Below are 17549 nucleotides of genomic sequence, written 5' to 3'. Positions count from 1 at the left end.
GCGGACGTGCCAGCCGCGCCGCCACAGTTAACATAGCGAGAAGACAATAATGTTGAACAATGAAGCTTACGGCAGCTACCACGCCGTCAACCTGGACTCCCAGACCGCCCGCGCCACACCGGTCGAGCTGGTGCTGGTGCTGACGGACGGCCTGCTGGAAGAACTGGCGCGCGCGCGCGGGCACATCGTGGGCAAGCGCTACGAACAAAAGGCCATCAGCCTGGACAAGTGCACGCAAATCATCAACGGTCTGTCGAGCTCGCTCGATTTCGACAATGGCGGCGAAGTGGTGGTCAACCTGGCGCGCCTGTACGACTACTGCGTGGCGCGCCTGTACACGGCCGGCATCAAGCTCGACCCGACCCTGATCGACGAAGTGACGACCTTGATGACCACCATCAAGCGCGGCTGGGTGGGCGTCCAGGCCAACAATGCCTAGGCGCGCCGCGCTGCAGCAGCTGAGCCGGCAATTGAGTGCGGCGCTTGCCGAGCCGGACTGGCAGGCGATGGAAAAACTCTCGGCCAGCCTGGCGAAAAACATCCCGCTGCTGGCCGAGCGTGGCGCATGGACTGCGCTGGAACAAACAGAATTGTTGCAATTGCGCAAAATTCACGCGCAAGCGGTTAAAATTTGCTCTGAGGAAAAAGAACGCCTGGGCTTACACCTGGGCGCATTACAGGCAAATAAGGAAGGTTGGGTCGCCTACGCCGCACTCGGCGAATACGACCCGGACGGGAATCAAGCATGATCATGAACTTCAACACGGCGCCGGCCGCTCCGGCACGGGCGGCCCCTGCGGCATCTGCACCGGCGGCGGCGCCAGCGCCGTCACAGGCCGCCGCCTTGCCCGGCACGCCAGGCTATGGCGGCAATGGCGCCGCCCCCTCCGCCCTGCCCCTGTTTGCGCAGGTGCTCGACGTGACGGGCGTGGAGACGGCCGACGCCGGCACGCCCGCGCCCGCCAAGGACAGCGATACCGACAGCCCGGCCGACGCCAGCCTGCCGGCCATGGCCGCCCCCGTCATCGGCTTGCCGGTGGCCATGCTGCCGCCGACGGACGCGGCCGCGGCCGAAGCGCGCGCCGGCGCGCAGACACAAGCGCAGGCGAATGTGGCGCAAGCGAACCCGGCACTCAACATCAGCCTGCATCCGGCGGCGGTCACCCTGAACGCGCCTGCGCCCGCAACGGCGCAAGCGGCAGGCCGCGACACGCGCGAACCGCTGGCCGCCGCCAACCCGGCGACAGTTGCCAAGGGCAGCGCGCCGGCACAGCCATTCGAATCGCTGCTGCAGCAAGCCGCGCCGGTGACGGCCGCCGTCCCTGCCGTCGCCGCGCGCGAAGGCGAACGCGGCGCCGCGACGCCGGCGCCAGCCGCGTCCAACCTGGGCCTGACGGGCGCGGTGGCCAATACTGCCACGGCGGCCCCGGCCGGCGACACCATCAAGCTCAACGGCCCAGCCCAGCAATGGCAGGAACCGCTGCGCGAAGCGCTGGGCGAACGCCTGCAGACGCAGATCGGCCGCAACAGCGAACACGCGACGATCCGCCTCGACCCGCCCATGCTGGGCCGCATTGAGATTTCCATCCGCCACACGGCCGGCGCGCTGCAGGTGAACGTCACGGCATCGAACTCGGAAGTGTTGCGCCAGTTGCAAGGCATCGGCGACAACATGCGCAGCGACCTGGCGCAGCGCCAGTACACCGACGTGACCGTGAATATCAGCGCCACCCCGCGCAGCCCTGCCGCCCAGGCGTTTGCCGAAGGCGATGCGCGCGGCCAGCGTCAGCCGGGCCGCCAGCAGGACGATGCCGAACCGGGCCGCGCCCTGTCCGACGGCAGCACTGCCGCCACCACTTACGCCATGCACGAGCGAGAGACCGCCTGATGAATATGAAAATGAAACTGATCGCCGGCTTTATCGGCGTGGCCGTGCTGGCCGCCGGCGCGGCTGGCGGCGCCATGTGGTACCTGGCCAAGCCCGTCGCCGGCCATGCCGATACGGCCGAAGCGAAAGCCCCGCCGCCGCCCGCCACGGGCAAGAAGGCGCGCAAGTTCCTCACGCTCGACAAGGTCATCGTGATGCTGCGCCGCGGCCCCGGCGAAGGCGAAACGCATTACCTGTCGGCCGACCTGGTGATCGCCACCACCGAGGAAAAGGAAAAGCTGACCAAGGACCACTTGCCGCTGATGCGCTCGATCGCCGTCAGCACCCTGTCGAGCTTTCCGCTGGACAAGGCGCAAACCATGACCGTGGAACAGTATGCCGAGCAGATCAACAAGGCCTTCAATGTCAGCTACGAGCGCGAACAGATGGAAAAGCCGTTCACCGAAGTCATGGTCGGCAAGCTGATCATTGAATAAGCCAACACGCCAGCCGACCTAGTGGGAGATCCCTTGGCCTATGTAGAGCAATACCAGGAAGCGTATGGCGCCGGCGAATATGCCGCCGCCAGCGCTTGCGCGGCCGTGCTCAGCGTTGCTGAAGAGCAACAACATCTGGTGGCGTACTCCCCTTTGGTGAAACGCATCGTGCGCCAGCTCAATTCGCAGGTGTCCGGCGCCATCGACCGCGACGACATGGAACAGATCGGCCTGATGGGCCTGCTCGAAGCCCTGCGCCGCTACGGCGTGCCGGACCAGTCCTTCGGAAGCTATGCCAGCCTGCGCATCCGCGGCGCCATCCTCGATGAACTGCGGCGCCAGGACTGGCGCCCGCGCGCCGTGCGCCAGGAAAGCCACCGCCTGCGCGACAGCGTGCGCGCCCTGACCCGGCGCCTGGGACGCGAGCCGCAGGAGGCAGAAATCATGGCGGCCCTGAAGCTGACGCCGGAAGCCTTCCAGGAATATCAATTGGCGGAAAACGCCGAGCTGATCGCCAGTTTCGACGAAGTGCTGCAGGAAAGCCTGGGACAGGCCGACAGCGCACCGAGCCCGGAAGAGCAATTGATGGTGCGGCGCAGTCTGGAGCAAGCGCTGCGCGCGCTCGACGAACGCGAGCAGCGCGTGATCCAGATGTATTACGAATTCGAACTGAGCTACAAAGAAATAGCCGCCGTGCTGGACCTGAGCGACGCCCGCGTCTGCCAGCTCAACAAGACGGCACTGGGCAAGATGAAAGCCATGCTGCAAGACGCATAAGTTTCAGCACTATCCATCAAATTGACGCAGCACAATGACGCAGAAAGGCAGTTGACATGGTAATTATCGGTATCTTAATCGTGATGGGGTGTGTATTCGGAGGCTTCGCCCTGATGGGCGGCACCGTCCACGCGATCTGGCAACCGGTCGAGTTGATCATCATCATCGGCGCCGCCGTCGGCGCCCTGGTGCTGGGCAACCCCAAGCATGTACTCGGTGAAATGCTGCACCAGATGCGCAAGATCGTCACGCACAAGAAGCAAGGCTCGGAATTCCAGCGCCAGTTGCTGCTGCTGATGTATGAACTGCTGCAAACGGCCGCCGGCGGCCTGAAGGCGCTCGACGCCCACGTCGAGGCGCCGCGCGAAAGCGCCCTGTTCCAGCGCTATCCGCTGGTGCTGGAAGAGCCGAAGCTGCTGGCCTTCATCGTCGACAACTTCCGTTTGATGGCGATGGGCAAGATCAACGCGCATGAACTCGAAGGCGTGCTGGAGCAGGAACTGGAAGCCATCCACGACGAACTGCTGCAACCGTCGAAGTCGCTGCACAAGATCGCCGAAGCCATGCCCGGCTTCGGTATTCTGGCCGCCGTGCTCGGTATCGTGATGGCCATGAATTCCGTGGCCGACGGCGCCGATGCGGCGGAAATTTCGGAAAAAGTGGGCGCTGCCATGGTCGGTACCTTCATCGGCATCTTCTTTTGCTACGGCGTGCTCGATCCGATGTGCAACATGATGAAACAGCTGGTGGGCGAGGAAGGCTCGACCATGGAATGCGTGAAGGTCGTGCTGGTGACGCACGTGGCGGGCAAGCCGCCCCTGCTGGCCATCGATGCGGGCCGCCGTCTGGTGCAGCTGAACATCAAGCCGAGCTTCGCCCAGCTGGAAAGCTGGATCAATGCGCTGGAAGATGGCGGCGCCGAACAAGAGCAAGGCCAAGGCCGGGGAGGCCGCCGTGCTAAAGCCGCATGAGAAACATGAACAGGCCATCATCAAGCGTGCCGGACGCAAGCACGACGACGATGGTCATGGCGGCGCCTGGAAAGTAGCGTTCGCCGACTTTTGCCTGGCCCTGCTGTCGCTGTTCCTCGTGCTGTGGCTGATGGCCGCGCGCGAGCAGCAGGCGATGAAGGAAATCATGATGGATGCGTCAGCCAGCAGCCGCCAGGGCGAGGGCCAGGGCGTCATGCCGGAACAGAGCGGCGGTCCGCGCGGCAGCCTGATCGAGCGCTTCCCCATGCCCCGCAAGGGCTCGGGCGACACGCGCACGGAAGGCAAGCAGACGCAGGAAGGCAAGGCCGGCGCCGCGCCGCAAAACCAGACGAAAGTGAGCTACCAGTCGCCGGAAGACTTGCTGTCCCTGTCGCGCGCGCTCGACAAGCTCAGCGACGAAGCGGGATTGAAAAGCAACCTGCAATCGGTGATCACGCCGTACGGCTTGCGCGTCATGCTGCACGATACGGACAAGCAAGGCATGTTCGTGCGCGGCAGCGCCGTGCCGACCGACCGTTTCCGCAAGCTTCTGCGCCAGATGGGCCCCGTGTTTGCGCAAATGGACAACCAGATGCTGATCGTCGGCCACACGGACTCGATGCAATACGCCAATACCGGCTATGAAGGCTTTTCGAACTGGACCCTGTCGGCCAACCGCGCCATGTCGGCGCGCGCGCAATTGTTGATCGGCAGCATGAGTCCGGACAGCGTGCTGCAAGTGGTGGGCATGGCCGACCGCGCGCCGCTGGACGTGAAAAATGCCAGCGCCGGCATCAACCGCCGCATCGAACTGTTAATATTGACGCGTGGCCAGGCCGACAGCATCGCCGCCATGTTCGGCATGGCCGGACAAAAGCCGCAAGGCGACGAGTTGCAAGTGGGTGAACCGGACTCGGGCACCTTGCAGCGGCTGCGCGACAAACTGGGCCTGCCCGCAAAGAAGGAACGGGACGAGCATGCAAATTAAGGGCAAACAACGTATGAAAATCTCCTCCGGCAATACCGGCGCCGCCGTGCGCAGCAGCGCCGTCGCGCCGGCCGAGGCGATCGCCGAGAACGCGGGCGCCGCTGGCGCCATGGGCGGCTCGTCGGCCGGGGCGGAACTGCAATCGGCCGTGCTGCAACCGGCCATGGCCGCCCTGCGCGCCATGCCCGAGATCGACCACGAGCGCGTGGCCATGCTGCGCGATGCGCTGGCCAAGGGCGAATTGCCGTTCGATCCATCGAAGCTGGCAGGCTTGATCCAGCGTTTCCACGGCGGCGAGTCGTGACCGCGCCGCGCAAGGGCATCACGCGCCAGGAAGCCGTGCGCCGCGTGCTGCAAGGCATGACGGATGACCGCGCCGGCTATGCCGCCCTGCAAACCTTATTGGAAGAGCAATTCCAGGCCACCCTGCACCACCAGAGCGCGCGGCTGACGGCGCTGGCCGACCAGGTCATCGCCGCCGTCGAACCGCTCGATGCGCGCCGCCGGCAACGGGTCAGCCTGGTCACTGCCCTGCTGGGCCCGCAAGGCGATATGGCGCAATTGTTTGCGCTGCTGCAACAAGACGCGCGCACCACCGCCCAGCGCGACTGGGCCGCGCTGGAGCAGATGGTGCTCGAATGCAAGCGCCTGAATGCCCGCAACAGCGATTTATTAACAGAGCAGTACAGCATCATGCAGCGCGTGCTGCATGGCGAGGAAGATACGTATGCGCCAGGCTGATTTCCTGACCACCCGCGCCACGGCGGCGACGCCATCGACGGCGGCGACCCATGCCGTGCAAAGCAATATGCGCGCCACCGAATCCACGGCCTCCGGCGACAGCTTTGGCAGCGTGTTCCGGCAAGTGCAGGGCGAAGTGGCCCGCTTCATCGAACAGGGCGGCGGCAACGCCACCAGCCTGAGCCCGCAAGGACGCGCCTACCTGGAACAGAGCCAGCCCGTGAATGTACTGGGCGCCATCAGCCAGGGCGGCGAAATCGGCGAAACGCAGCAGCAATTCCTCGCCTCGATCAAGCCGTGGACGCAGGAAACGGGTGCGCGCCTGGGCGTGGCGCCAGAAATCGTCGCCGCCCACGCGGCGCTGGAATCGGGCTGGGGCCAGCGTCCGCTGCGCCAGGGCACGGGGGCGGATACGAATAACTTGTTCGGCATCAAGGCCGGCGGCAAATGGCAGGGCGACGTGGCCAGCAATGTCACCACCGAATACGAAGCGGGCAGCGGCACGGCCCTGAAGAAAACGGAGCGCTTCCGCAGCTACCCGGACCAGGCCAGCGCCTTCCGCGATTATGCGCAAGTGCTGCTCGACAACCCACGCTACCGCGCCGCCCTGAATACGGGCGCCGACGCGGGCGCGTTCGCGCAAGGCCTGGCGCGCGGCGGCTATGCCACCGATCCCAACTACGCCGCCAAGCTGACGCAGCTGGCGACGCGGCTGCAGCGCACGGCCGCCGCCGAGTAAGTCCCCCTCAACGGCCGGGAAGTTCAGCCGGTTCCACCACGCCCGCATCGACCACTCTGGCACGTATCACCGTGCCGCTGGTGGCGTTGCGCACGCGGATCACCTCGCCCAGCGCGCCCGGGTCCATCGCTTCGCCGGCCATGCTCACTTCCACCTGCTCCTTGCGCGCCACGATATTGACCGCACTGCCCCGCTTGACCAGCACGGGCGAGGCCAGTTGCCCTTGCCGCAGCACTTCGCCGGCGCGCAAGCTGCGCCGGCTCGACAGGCCAACGGCGCCGGGCAAGGAAGAAATACTGTCCGGCACCATCGTCACGTCGCGCCGCGCCATCGTCACGTCGCCCGCCTGCAGCGGCGTATTCGCCGTGACGGGGGCGCTGGTGACGGCCACTTGCGCCGTGATGCTGCCGCGCGCCAGCATCTCGTAACGCCATCCGTTGCTTCCAGGACACACCGCGACAAAGCGCATGCGCTGCGCCGAGCGGCTGTCCGCCGTTTCCAGCGTGACCGGCGCCGCGCACGCCGGCACGGGGCGCGTGCTTTTCACGACGGCCACCTGAAACTGGGGTTCCAGCAATCCTGCCGTGGCCGCCTGCTGTGCCAATTGCTCCCGCGCCAACTGTTCCACACGTGAAAATATATTGTCGGCTGGCAATTCTGCGCGACCTGCACTACTATATAGGCTGGTCAGTAAAAAGAGGCCGGGAAGCAGTATGTAACGACATGGCGCCTTGTTCCACATCACGGAATAGTTCTCAAAATGAATCATTGCTAACCTTAATCAAAGATACTGAAGCGGCATGACCTTACCATGCGTCAACATGACCAGGCTGGGATTTTACCTCTGCACCACCTATTTTCTGGCCCGAACCGCAAAAAGCACGATCGAATTCAATACAAAGGATGACCATGGGGATTAATTTCAAGGATGCGCTGGGCGTGCACGCCGATGCGCTCGCGCTGCGCGCCGACCGTACACGCGTGCTGGCGGCCAATATCGCCAATGAAAACACGCCCGGCTTCCAGGCCATGGACATGGATTTCGGCAGCGCCCTGCAGCAGTTGCAGGACAACGAAGCGGGCCTGCTGTCGACCGATGACGACGCCAGCGCCCTGTACCGCGTTCCCTACCACCCCAGCCGCGACGGCAATACCGTCGAAATCGGCGTCGAGCAGGCGGCGTTCTCGCAGAATGCCACCGACTTCCAGACCAGCCTCACTTTCGTCAACATGAAACTGAAGGGTCTGTCCAAGGCCATTTCCGGACAATAAGGATCAGCATGAGCTTCCAGGATATTTCCAAGATCGCCGGTTCGGCGATGGCGGCGCAAACCGTGCGCCTCAATACCATCGCCAGCAACCTGGCCAATGCCGATTCCGTTGCAGGTTCCGAAGGCGAAACCTACCGCGCGCGCAAACCCGTGTTTGCGGCCGTGATGGATGGCCCGGGCGCCAGCGGCGCCGGCGGACGTGTGCAAGTACTCGACGTGGTGCAAAGCGACGAGCCGCTGCGCAAGGTGTATGAACCGGGCCACCCGATGGCCAATGCCGATGGCATGGTGTTCTACCCCAACGTCAACCAGGTTGCGGAGATGACCGACATGATGTCGGCCTCGCGCGCGTTTGAAACGAATGTCGAAGTTCTGGGCCGCATCAAGTCGATGCAGCAATCGCTCCTCAAATTAGGTGAAGCATAATCCATGGAAACCAATCTCTTTACAAACAACAATAGTGGCGCCAGCAACAACGGCAGCAATGCCGTCAAGTCGCAAGGCAATGCCACCCAGGACATGTTCACCAAATTGCTGGTCGCGCAGATCAAGAACCAGGATCCCCTCGCGCCGACCGACCCGAGCCAGTTCGTCAATCAATTGACGCAGCAGGCGCAGACGGAAGCGATGCAAAACCTGTCGACGCTGACCAGCGCCAATGCCAGCGTGCTGCAATCGATGCAAGTGCTGGCCCTGGGCGCGCAAGTGGGTTCCGAAGTCATGGTCAACACCGACACGGTACAGCTCGACAAGAGCAAGGTCAGCGGCAGCATCGCGCTGGCCGCCGGCACCACCAAGACCACGGTGACCCTGAAAGGCATCGACGACAAGGAATACAAGATCGAACTGGGCGCCAAGGGAGCCGGCACGGTGCCGTTCACCATCGACCCCGTCGCGCTGGGCTTGCCTGCTGGCACCTATACCATGGCCGTCACCACCAGCGGCAGCGAAAAGCCGACGGTCGATATCGCAGGCAAGCTCAACAGCGTGCGCCTGTCGTCCGGCGGCAGCATGATTCTGAGCGTGTCGAACCTGGGCGAAGTCAACCCTGGCGCGATCACCGGTTTTAACGGCAAGACGGCCTGATCCGCCCACGCCCTCGTTTCCTGAACACTAATCTCGTCCTTCACTAAAGGAAGTCAACATGAGTTTCGACATCGCCCTGTCCGGTATCCAGTCCATCAACCAGCAGTTGAACAGCACCAGTAACAATATCGCCAATGCCAGCACCTACGGCTTCAAGAGCAGCCGCGCCAACTTTTCGGCCATGTACGCCGGTTCGCGCGCGACGGGCACGGAAATCGGCTCGCTGACGCAAAGCATGTCGCTCAATGGCGGCGTGCTGAACACGGGCCGCGCGCTCGACGCGGCCATCGACGGCCGCGGCTATTTCGTCTCGCGCGATGCGCAAAACACCCTGAGCTACAGCCGCGTCGGCATTTTCTCGGCCAGCAACAGCGGCTACCTGGTCGATTCGAACGGCAAGATGGTGCAAGGCTACGCCGCGATCAAAGGCAGCACCACCCTGGGCACCATGGGCGACATGCTCATTCCGACGGGCCAGATTCCCGCCGTGGCGACGACCAAGCTGGCGTATGCCGCCAACCTGTCGTCCGAATGGACCATCAAGACCCCGGCCTTCGACAAGACCAATGAACTGAGCTATAACAGCGGCAAGTCCTCGATCGTCTACGATTCGCTGGGCGCCAAGCACTCGCTGGGCCAGTACTTCGTCAAGACGGCGACGGGCGTGGACGTGCACTACACCTTCGACAACGCCGACGTGACGCCGGTGACGAGCATGACGTTCGACACGTCGGGCAAGCTGGTAACGGGCACGTCCGCCTCGCCAGTACTGCCGACGCCGCCAGGCGCGGCGCCGATGACGGTCGCCATCGATTACACGGGCACCACCCAGTTCGCCGGCGAAGCGACGACCTCGACCGACCGTGCCGACGGCTATGCCTCGGGTACCTACATGGGCGTGGAACTGGCCGTCGACGGCTCCGTGGTGGCGAAATACACGAACGGCCAAAAACAGAGCATCGGCGTGATCGCCCTGGCCACCTTCCCCGACGAAGGCGCGCTGACTGCCGTCAACGATACCAGCTGGGTCGCCTCGACCACTTCCGGCACCCCCATGTATGATCGCCCGGGCGTCGGCATGGTCGGCAAACTGGTGACGAGCTCGCTGGAACAGTCGAACGTCGACATCACCTCCGAACTGGTGGGCCTGATGACGTCGCAGCGTAACTACCAGGCAAACTCGAAGGTCATCTCGACCGAGAACGCCATGCTGCAATCGCTGATGCAAGCGCTGTAATCCACGATACGCAAAGGTAAAGAGCAATGGATGCGCTGATTTATACCGCCATGAGCGGGGCCGACCGCGCCCTGCGGGCACAGCAGGTACACGCCAACAACCTGGCCAATATCGAGACGGGCGGCTTTCGCGCCAACCTGGAAGTGTCCACTGCCCAGCCGCTGCAAAACGGCTATGGCTACGACGACCGCCACATGACGCAGACGCAGTCGAGCGCCGTCGGCACGCGCACGGGCGCCATCAAGGAAACGGGACGCGAACTCGACGTGGCCGTCACGGGCCCCGGTTTTCTCGCGGTGCAATGGCAAAACGGCGAAGCCTACACGCGCGCCGGCGCCATGGATCTCGATGAAACGGGCGCGCTGACCATCAATGGCCGGCCCGTGCTGGGTGAAGGCGGTCCCATCACGATTCCCGAGCACACCAGCCTGTCGATCGGCGCCGATGGCACGATTTCCATCCAGGTGCCAGGTACGGCACAGATGCAGACCGTCGACAAGCTCAAGCTGGTCAATGCGGAAGCGGGCGAACTGACGAAGAACGAGGCGGGCCTGATCGTGGCGCGCAGCGGCGAAGACTTGCAGGCCGACCCGGCGGTGCGCCTGCGCGACCGCCATCTGGAAGGCAGCAACGTTTCGGCCGTCGAGGAAATGGTCGCCACCATGAGCCTGAACCGCAGTTTCGAGATACAGATGAAAGTATTCAAGGCCAGCGATTCCATGACGGAATCGGGCAACCGCCTGCTGGGCGCTTAAGCCCAACGCCAATCAATTACCAGGAGTAAATCATGAATCCAGCAATGTGGATCAGCAAGACCGGCGTGCAGGCGCAAGACGCCAAGCTGCAAGCCATCGCGAACAACCTGGCCAACGTCAACACGGTCGGTTTCAAGCGCGACCGCGTCGTCTTCGAAGACCTGTTCTACCAGGTCGAGCAGCAGCCGGGCACGCAGCGCGCCGACAATACCCTCTCGCCATCGGGCGTGCAGCTGGGTAACGGCACGCACATGGTGGGCACGCAAAAGGTGTTTACCACCGGCAGCCTGCAAACGACGAGCCGCGAATTCGACGTCGCCATCACCGGCAACGGCTTTTTGCAGGTGCTGCGCCCGAACGGCGAGGCGGCCTACACGCGCGCCGGCCAGCTGGGCATCAATGAAAACGGCGTGATGGTCAACGCCCAGGGCTTGCCGCTGGTGCCGCAGATCACCGTGCCGAACAATGCCACGGCGATCACCATCGGCGAAAACGGCATGGTCACGGCCACCGTGCCGGGCAACGTCAACGGCACCCAGCTGGGCCAGCTGAACCTGACCAGCTTCATCAACCCGACGGGCTTGCTGGCACTCGGTGAAAACCTGTTCCAGGAAACGGCATCGAGCGGCACGCCGACGGAAGGCCGTCCCGGCGAAGGCGCCCTGGGCAAGCTGAAGCAGTTCGCGCTGGAAGGCTCGAACGTTCAGGTGGTCGAAGAGATGGTCGACATGATCGCTGCCCAGCGCACCTATGAAATGAATACCAAGGTGCTGTCGGCCGCCGACAATATGCTGCAATACCTGGCGCAAGCGGCACGCTGATGACGGTCGCCATGAAAGCCACGGCGGCCCTGCTGCTGGTGTCGATGGCCGGTTGTGCCAGCCAGCCGGCCGCGCCGGCGGCGCCCAGCTTTTCCGACACGCCGCTGCCCGTGGCGCCGCGCAGCGCTGCGCGCGGCGGCGTGGGCGGCGGCGTGTTCAATCCCGACGCGGGCCTGGACCTGATCTCGGACAGCCGCGCCTTCCGCGTGGGCGACGTCGTCACCGTGGCCCTGCAGGAAACCACGCAGGCGAGCAAGAAGGCCGGCACCTCGTTCAACAAGGGTTCCTCCGTCGGCGTGAAGGCGGCCAACATCCTCGGCAAGACCTTGCCGAAGACGGGCATCGACCTGTCCGCCGACCGCAACTTCGCCGGCGACTCGACCAGCACGCAGCAAAATGCGCTGTCCGGCGCCATCACCGTGATCGTGCAGGAAGTGCTGCCGAACGGCTTGCTGCGCGTGCAGGGCGAAAAAACGCTGACCCTGAACCAGGGCGAGGAATTCGTGCGCCTGCGCGGCTACCTGCGCGCGGCCGACATCGATTCCAACAACCAGGTCTCGTCCTTGCGCATCGCCAATGCACAGATCGCCTATTCCGGCCAGGGCACCCTGGCCGAAGCCAATACACCAGGCTGGCTGACGCGCTTCTTCGTCGGCCCATGGATGCCGTTTTAAGGTGAGCTCATGAAATTTCGTTCCGCCCTGCCCCTGGCAGCCATGCTGGCCGCGCTCTCCGGCCTTGCCCTGCCCGCCAGCGCCGCGCAAGTGCTGCGCAACCTGGTCAGCATCGAAGGCGTGCGCGACAACCCGCTGGTCGGCTATGGCCTCGTCGTGGGCCTGAATGGCAGCGGCGACACCACCCAGGTGAAGTTTTCCAGCCAGTCCGTGGTCAACATGCTCAAGCAGTTCGGCGTGAAGATGCCGGACGGCGCCGAAGCGAAAAGCAAGAACGTCGCCACCGTCATGGTCAGCGCCGTGTTTCCACCAGGATACCGCCGCGGCCAGGCCATCGACGTCACCGTCTCGTCGCTGGGCGACGCGAAAAGCTTGCGCGGCGGCACCTTGCTGCTGACGCAATTGCGCGCGGCCGACAATGAAACGTATGCGCTGGCGCAAGGCAACGTCGTCGTCGGCGGCTTGAACGCCACCGGCAAGAGCGGCTCGTCCGTCACCGTCAATACGCCCACCTCGGGCCGCATTCCCAACGGCGCCAACATCGAGCGCGAGATTCTCAGCGATTTCTCGACCAAGCCGACCGTCACGCTGAACTTGCGCCACCCGCATTTCGAGACGGCCATCAATATCGTCGAAGCCGTCAACCGCCGCTTCGGCGCCGTCGCCACCACGCGCGACGCCACCAGCGTGGAAGTGCTGGCGCCGGAAAACCCGACCCAGCGCGTGGCCTTCATGGCCAAGCTCGAAGCGCTGTCCGTCGATGTCGGCGTCGATACGCCGAAAGTGGTGTTCAATTCGCGCACCGGCACCGTGGTCATCGCCGAAGGCTTGCGCGTCAAGGCGGCCGCCGTCACGCACGGCTCGCTGAAAGTGGTCATTTCGGAAAGCTCGGCCGTCAGCCAGCCGGCGCCGTTCGGCCGCGGCCAGACCACCGTCACGCCGCAATCGAAGGTGTCCGTCGACCAGGGCAACGGCAATATGTTCAAATGGCCGGCCGGCGCCAAGCTGCAGTCGATTATCGACGTCGTCAACAGCCTGGGTGCGTCGCCCGATGACGTCATGGCAATCTTACAGGCGCTCGACCAGGCAGGCGCCATCGAAGGCGAACTGGTGGTCATATGATGATGAATATCAACGACAGCAGCAGCGCCCTGCCCTCGGCGCTCGACGACCGCTCCCCTGCGGCAGCCGCGCCGGCCGATCCCCGCTATGCGGCCAAGGCCACCGAGGCGGCCGTCAAGTTCGAAGCCTTCTTCATCTCGCACATGCTGCGCCAGATGCGTTCGGGCACGCGCGAGATGGCGGGCGAAGACAGCGTCTTCAAGGACCCGGTCAACAGCGACATGCTGGAAATGGCCGACAACCTGGTGGCCGACAAGATGGCCGGCCAGCGCGCCTTCGGCATCGCCGACGCCATCCTGCGCCAGCTGCTGCCGCCTGCCGGCGCCCCTGTGGCGGCCCGTGGCGCTGTCAAGACCGACAATATTGCAGCGCCGCTTAATAAATCCGTCTGAAGCGTCGCCTGTACAAGGTAACAACGATTCAATGCCTGCCCACCCGCACGCGCCACTCTCTTCACGAAAGAAACTTGCCCAATGAGCATCATCAGCAATGCATTGTCAGGCAGCATCGCCGCCCAGGCCGCACTCAATGCGGCCAGCCAGAACATCGCCAACCTGCAAACGGCGGGCTATACGCGCCAGGGCGTGCTGTTGTCCTCGCTTGGCGCCGGCGTGGGTGTGCGCTCGGCCGGCAATGGCGTGGAAGTGTCCGCCCTGCTGCGTTTTGCCGATGCCTATAAAAGCCAGCAAATGTGGCGCGCCGCGTCCGACCAGGGCGCCCGGTCGCAGACCCAGCCTTACCTGACCCAGCTCGAGCGCGTGATGGGCGACGATGCTTCCAGCATCAGCAACGGCATCGACGGCTTTTTCGCCGCCCTGAACGCCTCGGCCGTCGACCCGACGTCGACGCCGCTGCGCCAGCAGATCGTCACCTCCGCCGACGCCATGGCGCAGCGCTTCAACAGCATCAGCACGGTCATGAGCAACCAGTTGCTGTCGGTGCAGCAGCAACGGGCAGCGATCGTGCCGCAAGCGAACACGACGCTGGCGAATATCGCCGCGCTGAACCAGCGCATCAGCACGTCCACGGCTTCGGGCACGAATGTGTCGTCGCTGATGGATGCACGCGACCAGTTGATCGATGGCCTGGCCTCGCAAATGGGCATCGAAGTGCTCGACCAGCCGGACGGCTCGCGCAATGTCTCGCTGAAGTCGGGCCAGCCGCTGGTCATCGGCAGCATGGCCGGCACCCTGAGCAGCAACATGACGAACACGGGCGAGCAAACCCTGAGCCTCAATTTCGCCAAGTCGACCTATACCCTCGATCCGGTGGTGATCGGCGGCCAGATGGGCGGCCTGGGCGAGTTCGAGCAAAATACCCTGAAACCGCTGCAGCAGTCGCTGCAGGATATGGCCACCCAGCTGACCAGCAAGGTCAACGCGCAGCTGGCACTGGGGAAAACCATGAACGGCACCCCCGGCGGCCCCCTGCTGGCCTACGCGAATGGCAAGCTGAGCATTACTCCCGGCTTCAACGCCAAGGACCTGGCCCTGTCGCTGACGGGCCAGGCCGGCGACAGCGGCAACTTGCAGAAATTGATCGAGATCAAGAATCAACCGATCACCGTCAGCTGGGTGGGTTCGGTCCTGATGAGCGACGCGGACACGCAGCTGGTCGGCAAGCTGGGCATCTACAGCCAGCAGAACCAGGCCTTGCTGAAGACGGCCAACACGGTGCGTTCGCAAGCGATCGACGACTGGAAATCGACCAGCGGCGTGAACAAGGATGAAGAAGCGATGAGCCTGGTCGAATTCCAGAATATGTATCAAGCAAACATGAAAGTCATTTCCGTGGCGAATACCTTGTTTGACGCCACTTTGCAAATGATGGGTTAAGGAGAAGATCATGCGTGTCGCCAGTAGCCAGTACCAATCGCTGATCAATATTTCGCTTCAGCAAAATCAGGAACGCATCAATTTCCTGACCCAGCAGATGTCTTCGGGCCTGCGCATCCAGCTGCCGTCGGATGACCCGATCGGCAACGTGCGCATTTCGCGCCTGACGCGCGAGCAAGCCATGGTCACCCAGTACCAGGACAATATCGCCACGGTCAAAGTGCGCCTGCTGAAAAACGAAAACTACCTGTCGAGCATGGTCACCGACATGGGCCAGGCGCGCGACCTGCTGGTGTGGGCCGCCGACGGCAGCAACACGCCGGGCGACCTGAATGCGATGACGCAATCGCTGACGGCCATGCGCGACAGCGTGCTGTACACGGCCAACCTGAAAGACCAGGAAGGCCGCTACATGTTTTCCGGCACCGCCACCGACCAGCCCGCGATCAAATACGACCCGGCGGCAACCGTCGGCTCGCGCTACAGCTACGTCGGCAATACCGACACGCAGACCGTGGTGGTGGGCAATGGCGTGACGCAGGCGGCCAACGTCGACGTGAAGAACCTGGAAGTGTGGCTCAACAAGATCGACCAGGTCGTCGCCACCCTCGGTGCGCCAGGCGTGAACCCCAACGATCCGGCCGTGCGCGCCATCGTCAACGACGGCCTGGGCGGTACCGATGATGGCATGGATTTGCTCTCCGGCAAGATCGCCATCTTCGGCGGCGCACAAAACATTCTGTCCACCTTGTCCGGCAACCTGGCCAATGTCTCGCTGTCGAACGATTCGGCCCTGCTGGACCTGAAAAAGACCGACATGGGCGCGGCGGCCATCGAACTGACCGGCTACCAGACGGCCCTGCAGGCAACATACAAGGCGTACGCCAAGGTTGGCACCATTTCCCTGTTTGATCTTCTCTGACCATCATGCAAATCGTTCAGACCTCCTCCTCTTCCGGCGTCAATGCCAAAGGCGCCGGCACAGCCCGCGTCGTCGATGACGCGTCCGCCGCCATCAACGGCAGCGCCAGCGCGCGCAGCGGTGCGCCGGCGGCAAAGAGGTCGACGGCGAGCTTGCAGCGTGGCCTGAGCAACTGGGATCACCAGCTGCAGGGGGAGATTTCCAACGCACAGCAAACACTCGACTACCTGGAACGCAGCAGCAGCCAGCTGCAAGCGCTGAAAAGCGAGCTGGCGGCCAAGCTGGCCGCGCGCCAGGGCCGCGAAGGGCAAGTCGAGGCAAGAGTACGCCAGTTCAGCAATACCTGGCGCCAGCGCGCCAGCGCCTCGGGCGGCACGCTCGACGCACAGCTCAGCTATACCAGCCCGCAGGCGGCACAGCAGCAATTCAGCATCCGCGGCCTGACCATGGCCAGCCTGCAGGAAGGCCCGCAGGAAGTGCTGGCGTTTTCCGTCGGCGGCGCGAACCAGGCCTTGCGCTCGGTGAATATCGAACCTGGCCTGAGCGCGAACGAAATCGTCTCGCGCTTCGACCGCGCCTTGATGCCATCGGGCATCAGCGTCAAGCAGGGCGAGAATGGCGAACTGGTGTTCAGCACGCCGGAAGCGGCCTGGGCCAACGTGCGCGACAGCCTGTCCGTGCGCGGCAGCGGCATCCGCTACCCGACCGGCCAGATGAGCCGCGTGCGCACGGATGCGGAACCGGCCGCCATCGCTCCGGAAGAATGGAATACGGGCGACGTGGAAGCCCTGCGCGCCACCTTGCAGCAAGTGGTGCAGGCGCTGGCGCAGCTGCAGGCGGCGCGCAGCTCCGTCAGCCTGGCCCTGGCGCAAGCTACGGGACGGGTCGCCCGCGCGCAACCGGTGCAAGTGAGCGTCAGCATGGATACTCTGGCGGAAAACTTCACGCAAAAGGCCAGCGAGCCGGGCTATGAATCGCTGCTGGCGATCAGCTCGGCATTGGTCGGCATCAGCCGCGAGCGCGTCGTCGCCCTGCTGGGCCTGGAATAATCGCTCTTCGCGCGTGCGCCGCCCTGGCGCACGCGGCAATAATGGGGCACGCCCCCTAGCTCAGGACGGTGGAAATCCGTAGGCTCTGTCCCCGACAAATAGGGGAACTCAAGGAATCTTCCCCAGCCCCGGCTGTCTGACTGTACATATCAGACAAACGGGAGCCTTTCATGCAGCCAGCTGAATGGAAAACCTTC

The 17549-nt window shown here is 63.9% G+C and carries 23 protein-coding genes; 22 read left to right on the top strand and 1 reads right to left on the bottom strand.

All coding sequences use genetic code 11. The features are described 5' to 3' along the window. Positions 1 to 49 precede the first annotated feature (49 nt). Genes fliS through ACQ4WQ_RS07945 form a run of 10 tightly spaced genes read left to right on the top strand, consistent with a single transcriptional unit; the run spans position 50 to position 6580 of the window. Positions 50 to 439, top strand: a complete 390-nt coding sequence (gene fliS, locus ACQ4WQ_RS07990; protein ID WP_034757830.1) for a flagellar export chaperone FliS — start codon at positions 50 to 52, stop codon at positions 437 to 439. Then, positions 432 to 749, top strand: a complete 318-nt coding sequence (locus ACQ4WQ_RS07985) for a hypothetical protein (RefSeq protein WP_436496016.1) — start codon at positions 432 to 434, stop codon at positions 747 to 749. Before fliS ends, ACQ4WQ_RS07985 begins: the two co-directional genes overlap by 8 nt. After that, positions 746 to 1888 (top strand): flagellar hook-length control protein FliK, encoded by a 1143-nt coding sequence (locus ACQ4WQ_RS07980; RefSeq protein ID WP_436496014.1) that lies wholly within the window; start codon positions 746 to 748, stop codon positions 1886 to 1888. Before ACQ4WQ_RS07985 ends, ACQ4WQ_RS07980 begins: the two co-directional genes overlap by 4 nt. After that, positions 1888 to 2364: a flagellar basal body-associated FliL family protein gene (locus ACQ4WQ_RS07975; RefSeq protein ID WP_436496012.1), complete on the top strand. Its 477-nt coding sequence runs from the start codon at positions 1888 to 1890 to the stop codon at positions 2362 to 2364. The genes ACQ4WQ_RS07980 and ACQ4WQ_RS07975 overlap by 1 nt, the downstream gene beginning before the upstream one ends. Before the next feature lie 33 nt (positions 2365 to 2397). Then, on the top strand, positions 2398 to 3141 hold the full coding sequence (locus tag ACQ4WQ_RS07970; RefSeq protein ID WP_326456117.1) for a FliA/WhiG family RNA polymerase sigma factor: 744 nt from the start codon (positions 2398 to 2400) through the stop codon (positions 3139 to 3141). A 56-nt stretch (positions 3142 to 3197) separates the two neighbouring features. Beyond that, a complete protein-coding gene (motA, locus tag ACQ4WQ_RS07965; protein WP_034757817.1) occupies positions 3198 to 4112 on the top strand; it encodes a flagellar motor stator protein MotA in 915 nt (304 codons plus the stop codon). Next, complete coding sequence (locus ACQ4WQ_RS07960) at positions 4039 to 5100, top strand: flagellar motor protein MotB (RefSeq protein WP_326456116.1); 1062 nt, start codon at positions 4039 to 4041, stop codon at positions 5098 to 5100. Before motA ends, ACQ4WQ_RS07960 begins: the two co-directional genes overlap by 74 nt. Before the next feature lie 13 nt (positions 5101 to 5113). Further along, complete coding sequence (gene flgM, locus ACQ4WQ_RS07955) at positions 5114 to 5404, top strand: flagellar biosynthesis anti-sigma factor FlgM (RefSeq protein ID WP_034757812.1); 291 nt, start codon at positions 5114 to 5116, stop codon at positions 5402 to 5404. Beyond that, positions 5401 to 5841 (top strand): flagellar export chaperone FlgN, encoded by a 441-nt coding sequence (gene flgN, locus ACQ4WQ_RS07950; RefSeq protein WP_326456115.1) that lies wholly within the window; start codon positions 5401 to 5403, stop codon positions 5839 to 5841. Before flgM ends, flgN begins: the two co-directional genes overlap by 4 nt. Then, entirely contained in the window at positions 5828 to 6580 is a 753-nt protein-coding gene (locus ACQ4WQ_RS07945) for a glycoside hydrolase family 73 protein (RefSeq protein ID WP_326456114.1), read from the top strand. The genes flgN and ACQ4WQ_RS07945 overlap by 14 nt, the downstream gene beginning before the upstream one ends. 7 nt (positions 6581 to 6587) lie before the next feature. Here ACQ4WQ_RS07945 and flgA read toward each other — a convergent pair whose 3' ends face one another. Further along, positions 6588 to 7184, bottom strand: a complete 597-nt coding sequence (gene flgA, locus ACQ4WQ_RS07940) for a flagellar basal body P-ring formation chaperone FlgA (RefSeq protein ID WP_436496009.1) — start codon at positions 7182 to 7184, stop codon at positions 6588 to 6590. A gap of 305 nt (positions 7185 to 7489) precedes the next feature. Between flgA and flgB the strand changes: the two genes are divergently transcribed. From flgB to ACQ4WQ_RS07880, 12 genes are all read left to right on the top strand, one after another. After that, positions 7490 to 7852: a flagellar basal body rod protein FlgB gene (gene flgB / locus ACQ4WQ_RS07935; RefSeq protein ID WP_034758109.1), complete on the top strand. Its 363-nt coding sequence runs from the start codon at positions 7490 to 7492 to the stop codon at positions 7850 to 7852. Between the two features lie 8 nt (positions 7853 to 7860). Further along, positions 7861 to 8277 carry a flagellar basal body rod protein FlgC gene (gene flgC / locus ACQ4WQ_RS07930; protein ID WP_034757795.1) on the top strand — a complete coding sequence of 139 codons (417 nt, stop codon included), beginning with the start codon at positions 7861 to 7863 and terminating at the stop codon, positions 8275 to 8277. A gap of 3 nt (positions 8278 to 8280) precedes the next feature. Further along, positions 8281 to 8937, top strand: a complete 657-nt coding sequence (locus ACQ4WQ_RS07925) for a flagellar hook capping FlgD N-terminal domain-containing protein (protein ID WP_326456112.1) — start codon at positions 8281 to 8283, stop codon at positions 8935 to 8937. Positions 8938 to 8995: 58 nt separating this feature from the next. Then, positions 8996 to 10174 carry a flagellar hook protein FlgE gene (locus ACQ4WQ_RS07920; protein WP_326456111.1) on the top strand — a complete coding sequence of 393 codons (1179 nt, stop codon included), beginning with the start codon at positions 8996 to 8998 and terminating at the stop codon, positions 10172 to 10174. 26 nt (positions 10175 to 10200) lie between these two features. After that, complete coding sequence (locus tag ACQ4WQ_RS07915) at positions 10201 to 10929, top strand: flagellar basal body rod protein FlgF (RefSeq protein ID WP_436496006.1); 729 nt, start codon at positions 10201 to 10203, stop codon at positions 10927 to 10929. A 32-nt stretch (positions 10930 to 10961) separates the two neighbouring features. Continuing rightward, positions 10962 to 11750 (top strand): flagellar basal-body rod protein FlgG, encoded by a 789-nt coding sequence (flgG, locus tag ACQ4WQ_RS07910; protein ID WP_180338421.1) that lies wholly within the window; start codon positions 10962 to 10964, stop codon positions 11748 to 11750. After that, entirely contained in the window at positions 11750 to 12424 is a 675-nt protein-coding gene (flgH, locus tag ACQ4WQ_RS07905; protein WP_436496004.1) for a flagellar basal body L-ring protein FlgH, read from the top strand. Before flgG ends, flgH begins: the two co-directional genes overlap by 1 nt. A 9-nt stretch (positions 12425 to 12433) precedes the next feature. Then, positions 12434 to 13546: a flagellar basal body P-ring protein FlgI gene (locus tag ACQ4WQ_RS07900; RefSeq protein WP_436496002.1), complete on the top strand. Its 1113-nt coding sequence runs from the start codon at positions 12434 to 12436 to the stop codon at positions 13544 to 13546. Further along, entirely contained in the window at positions 13543 to 13938 is a 396-nt protein-coding gene (locus ACQ4WQ_RS07895) for a rod-binding protein (RefSeq protein ID WP_436496000.1), read from the top strand. Before ACQ4WQ_RS07900 ends, ACQ4WQ_RS07895 begins: the two co-directional genes overlap by 4 nt. Positions 13939 to 14019: 81 nt before the next feature. Continuing rightward, entirely contained in the window at positions 14020 to 15381 is a 1362-nt protein-coding gene (flgK, locus tag ACQ4WQ_RS07890; protein WP_436495998.1) for a flagellar hook-associated protein FlgK, read from the top strand. Positions 15382 to 15391: 10 nt separating this feature from the next. Continuing rightward, positions 15392 to 16303 (top strand): flagellar hook-associated protein FlgL, encoded by a 912-nt coding sequence (gene flgL / locus ACQ4WQ_RS07885; protein WP_326456106.1) that lies wholly within the window; start codon positions 15392 to 15394, stop codon positions 16301 to 16303. A gap of 5 nt (positions 16304 to 16308) precedes the next feature. Continuing rightward, positions 16309 to 17352: a hypothetical protein gene (locus ACQ4WQ_RS07880; RefSeq protein WP_326456105.1), complete on the top strand. Its 1044-nt coding sequence runs from the start codon at positions 16309 to 16311 to the stop codon at positions 17350 to 17352. The last annotated feature ends 197 nt before the right edge of the window (positions 17353 to 17549 follow it).

This window comes from Janthinobacterium goodfellowi (assembly GCF_051380695.1).
Lineage (GTDB): Bacteria > Pseudomonadota > Gammaproteobacteria > Burkholderiales > Burkholderiaceae_D > Janthinobacterium.
The sequence above is the reverse complement of the archived record's forward strand: the minus strand, read 5'-3'. Positions and strand labels throughout refer to the sequence as shown.

Excerpts from the sequence above, each read along its gene's own strand:
- fliS (WP_034757830.1), top strand. The coding sequence starts at position 50 with ATGTTGAACAATGAAGCTTACGGCAGCTACCACGCCGTCAACCTGGAC.
- ACQ4WQ_RS07985 (WP_436496016.1), top strand. The coding sequence starts at position 432 with ATGCCTAGGCGCGCCGCGCTGCAGCAGCTGAGCCGGCAATTGAGTGCG.
- ACQ4WQ_RS07980 (WP_436496014.1), top strand. The coding sequence starts at position 746 with ATGATCATGAACTTCAACACGGCGCCGGCCGCTCCGGCACGGGCGGCC.
- ACQ4WQ_RS07975 (WP_436496012.1), top strand. The coding sequence starts at position 1,888 with ATGAATATGAAAATGAAACTGATCGCCGGCTTTATCGGCGTGGCCGTG.
- motA (WP_034757817.1), top strand. The coding sequence starts at position 3,198 with ATGGTAATTATCGGTATCTTAATCGTGATGGGGTGTGTATTCGGAGGC.
- ACQ4WQ_RS07960 (WP_326456116.1), top strand. The coding sequence starts at position 4,039 with ATGCGCTGGAAGATGGCGGCGCCGAACAAGAGCAAGGCCAAGGCCGGG.
- flgM (WP_034757812.1), top strand. The coding sequence starts at position 5,114 with ATGAAAATCTCCTCCGGCAATACCGGCGCCGCCGTGCGCAGCAGCGCC.
- ACQ4WQ_RS07945 (WP_326456114.1), top strand. The coding sequence starts at position 5,828 with ATGCGCCAGGCTGATTTCCTGACCACCCGCGCCACGGCGGCGACGCCA.
- flgB (WP_034758109.1), top strand. The coding sequence starts at position 7,490 with ATGGGGATTAATTTCAAGGATGCGCTGGGCGTGCACGCCGATGCGCTC.
- flgC (WP_034757795.1), top strand. The coding sequence starts at position 7,861 with ATGAGCTTCCAGGATATTTCCAAGATCGCCGGTTCGGCGATGGCGGCG.
- ACQ4WQ_RS07925 (WP_326456112.1), top strand. The coding sequence starts at position 8,281 with ATGGAAACCAATCTCTTTACAAACAACAATAGTGGCGCCAGCAACAAC.
- ACQ4WQ_RS07920 (WP_326456111.1), top strand. The coding sequence starts at position 8,996 with ATGAGTTTCGACATCGCCCTGTCCGGTATCCAGTCCATCAACCAGCAG.
- ACQ4WQ_RS07915 (WP_436496006.1), top strand. The coding sequence starts at position 10,201 with ATGGATGCGCTGATTTATACCGCCATGAGCGGGGCCGACCGCGCCCTG.
- flgG (WP_180338421.1), top strand. The coding sequence starts at position 10,962 with ATGAATCCAGCAATGTGGATCAGCAAGACCGGCGTGCAGGCGCAAGAC.
- flgH (WP_436496004.1), top strand. The coding sequence starts at position 11,750 with ATGACGGTCGCCATGAAAGCCACGGCGGCCCTGCTGCTGGTGTCGATG.
- ACQ4WQ_RS07900 (WP_436496002.1), top strand. The coding sequence starts at position 12,434 with ATGAAATTTCGTTCCGCCCTGCCCCTGGCAGCCATGCTGGCCGCGCTC.
- ACQ4WQ_RS07895 (WP_436496000.1), top strand. The coding sequence starts at position 13,543 with ATGATGATGAATATCAACGACAGCAGCAGCGCCCTGCCCTCGGCGCTC.
- flgK (WP_436495998.1), top strand. The coding sequence starts at position 14,020 with ATGAGCATCATCAGCAATGCATTGTCAGGCAGCATCGCCGCCCAGGCC.
- flgL (WP_326456106.1), top strand. The coding sequence starts at position 15,392 with ATGCGTGTCGCCAGTAGCCAGTACCAATCGCTGATCAATATTTCGCTT.
- ACQ4WQ_RS07880 (WP_326456105.1), top strand. The coding sequence starts at position 16,309 with ATGCAAATCGTTCAGACCTCCTCCTCTTCCGGCGTCAATGCCAAAGGC.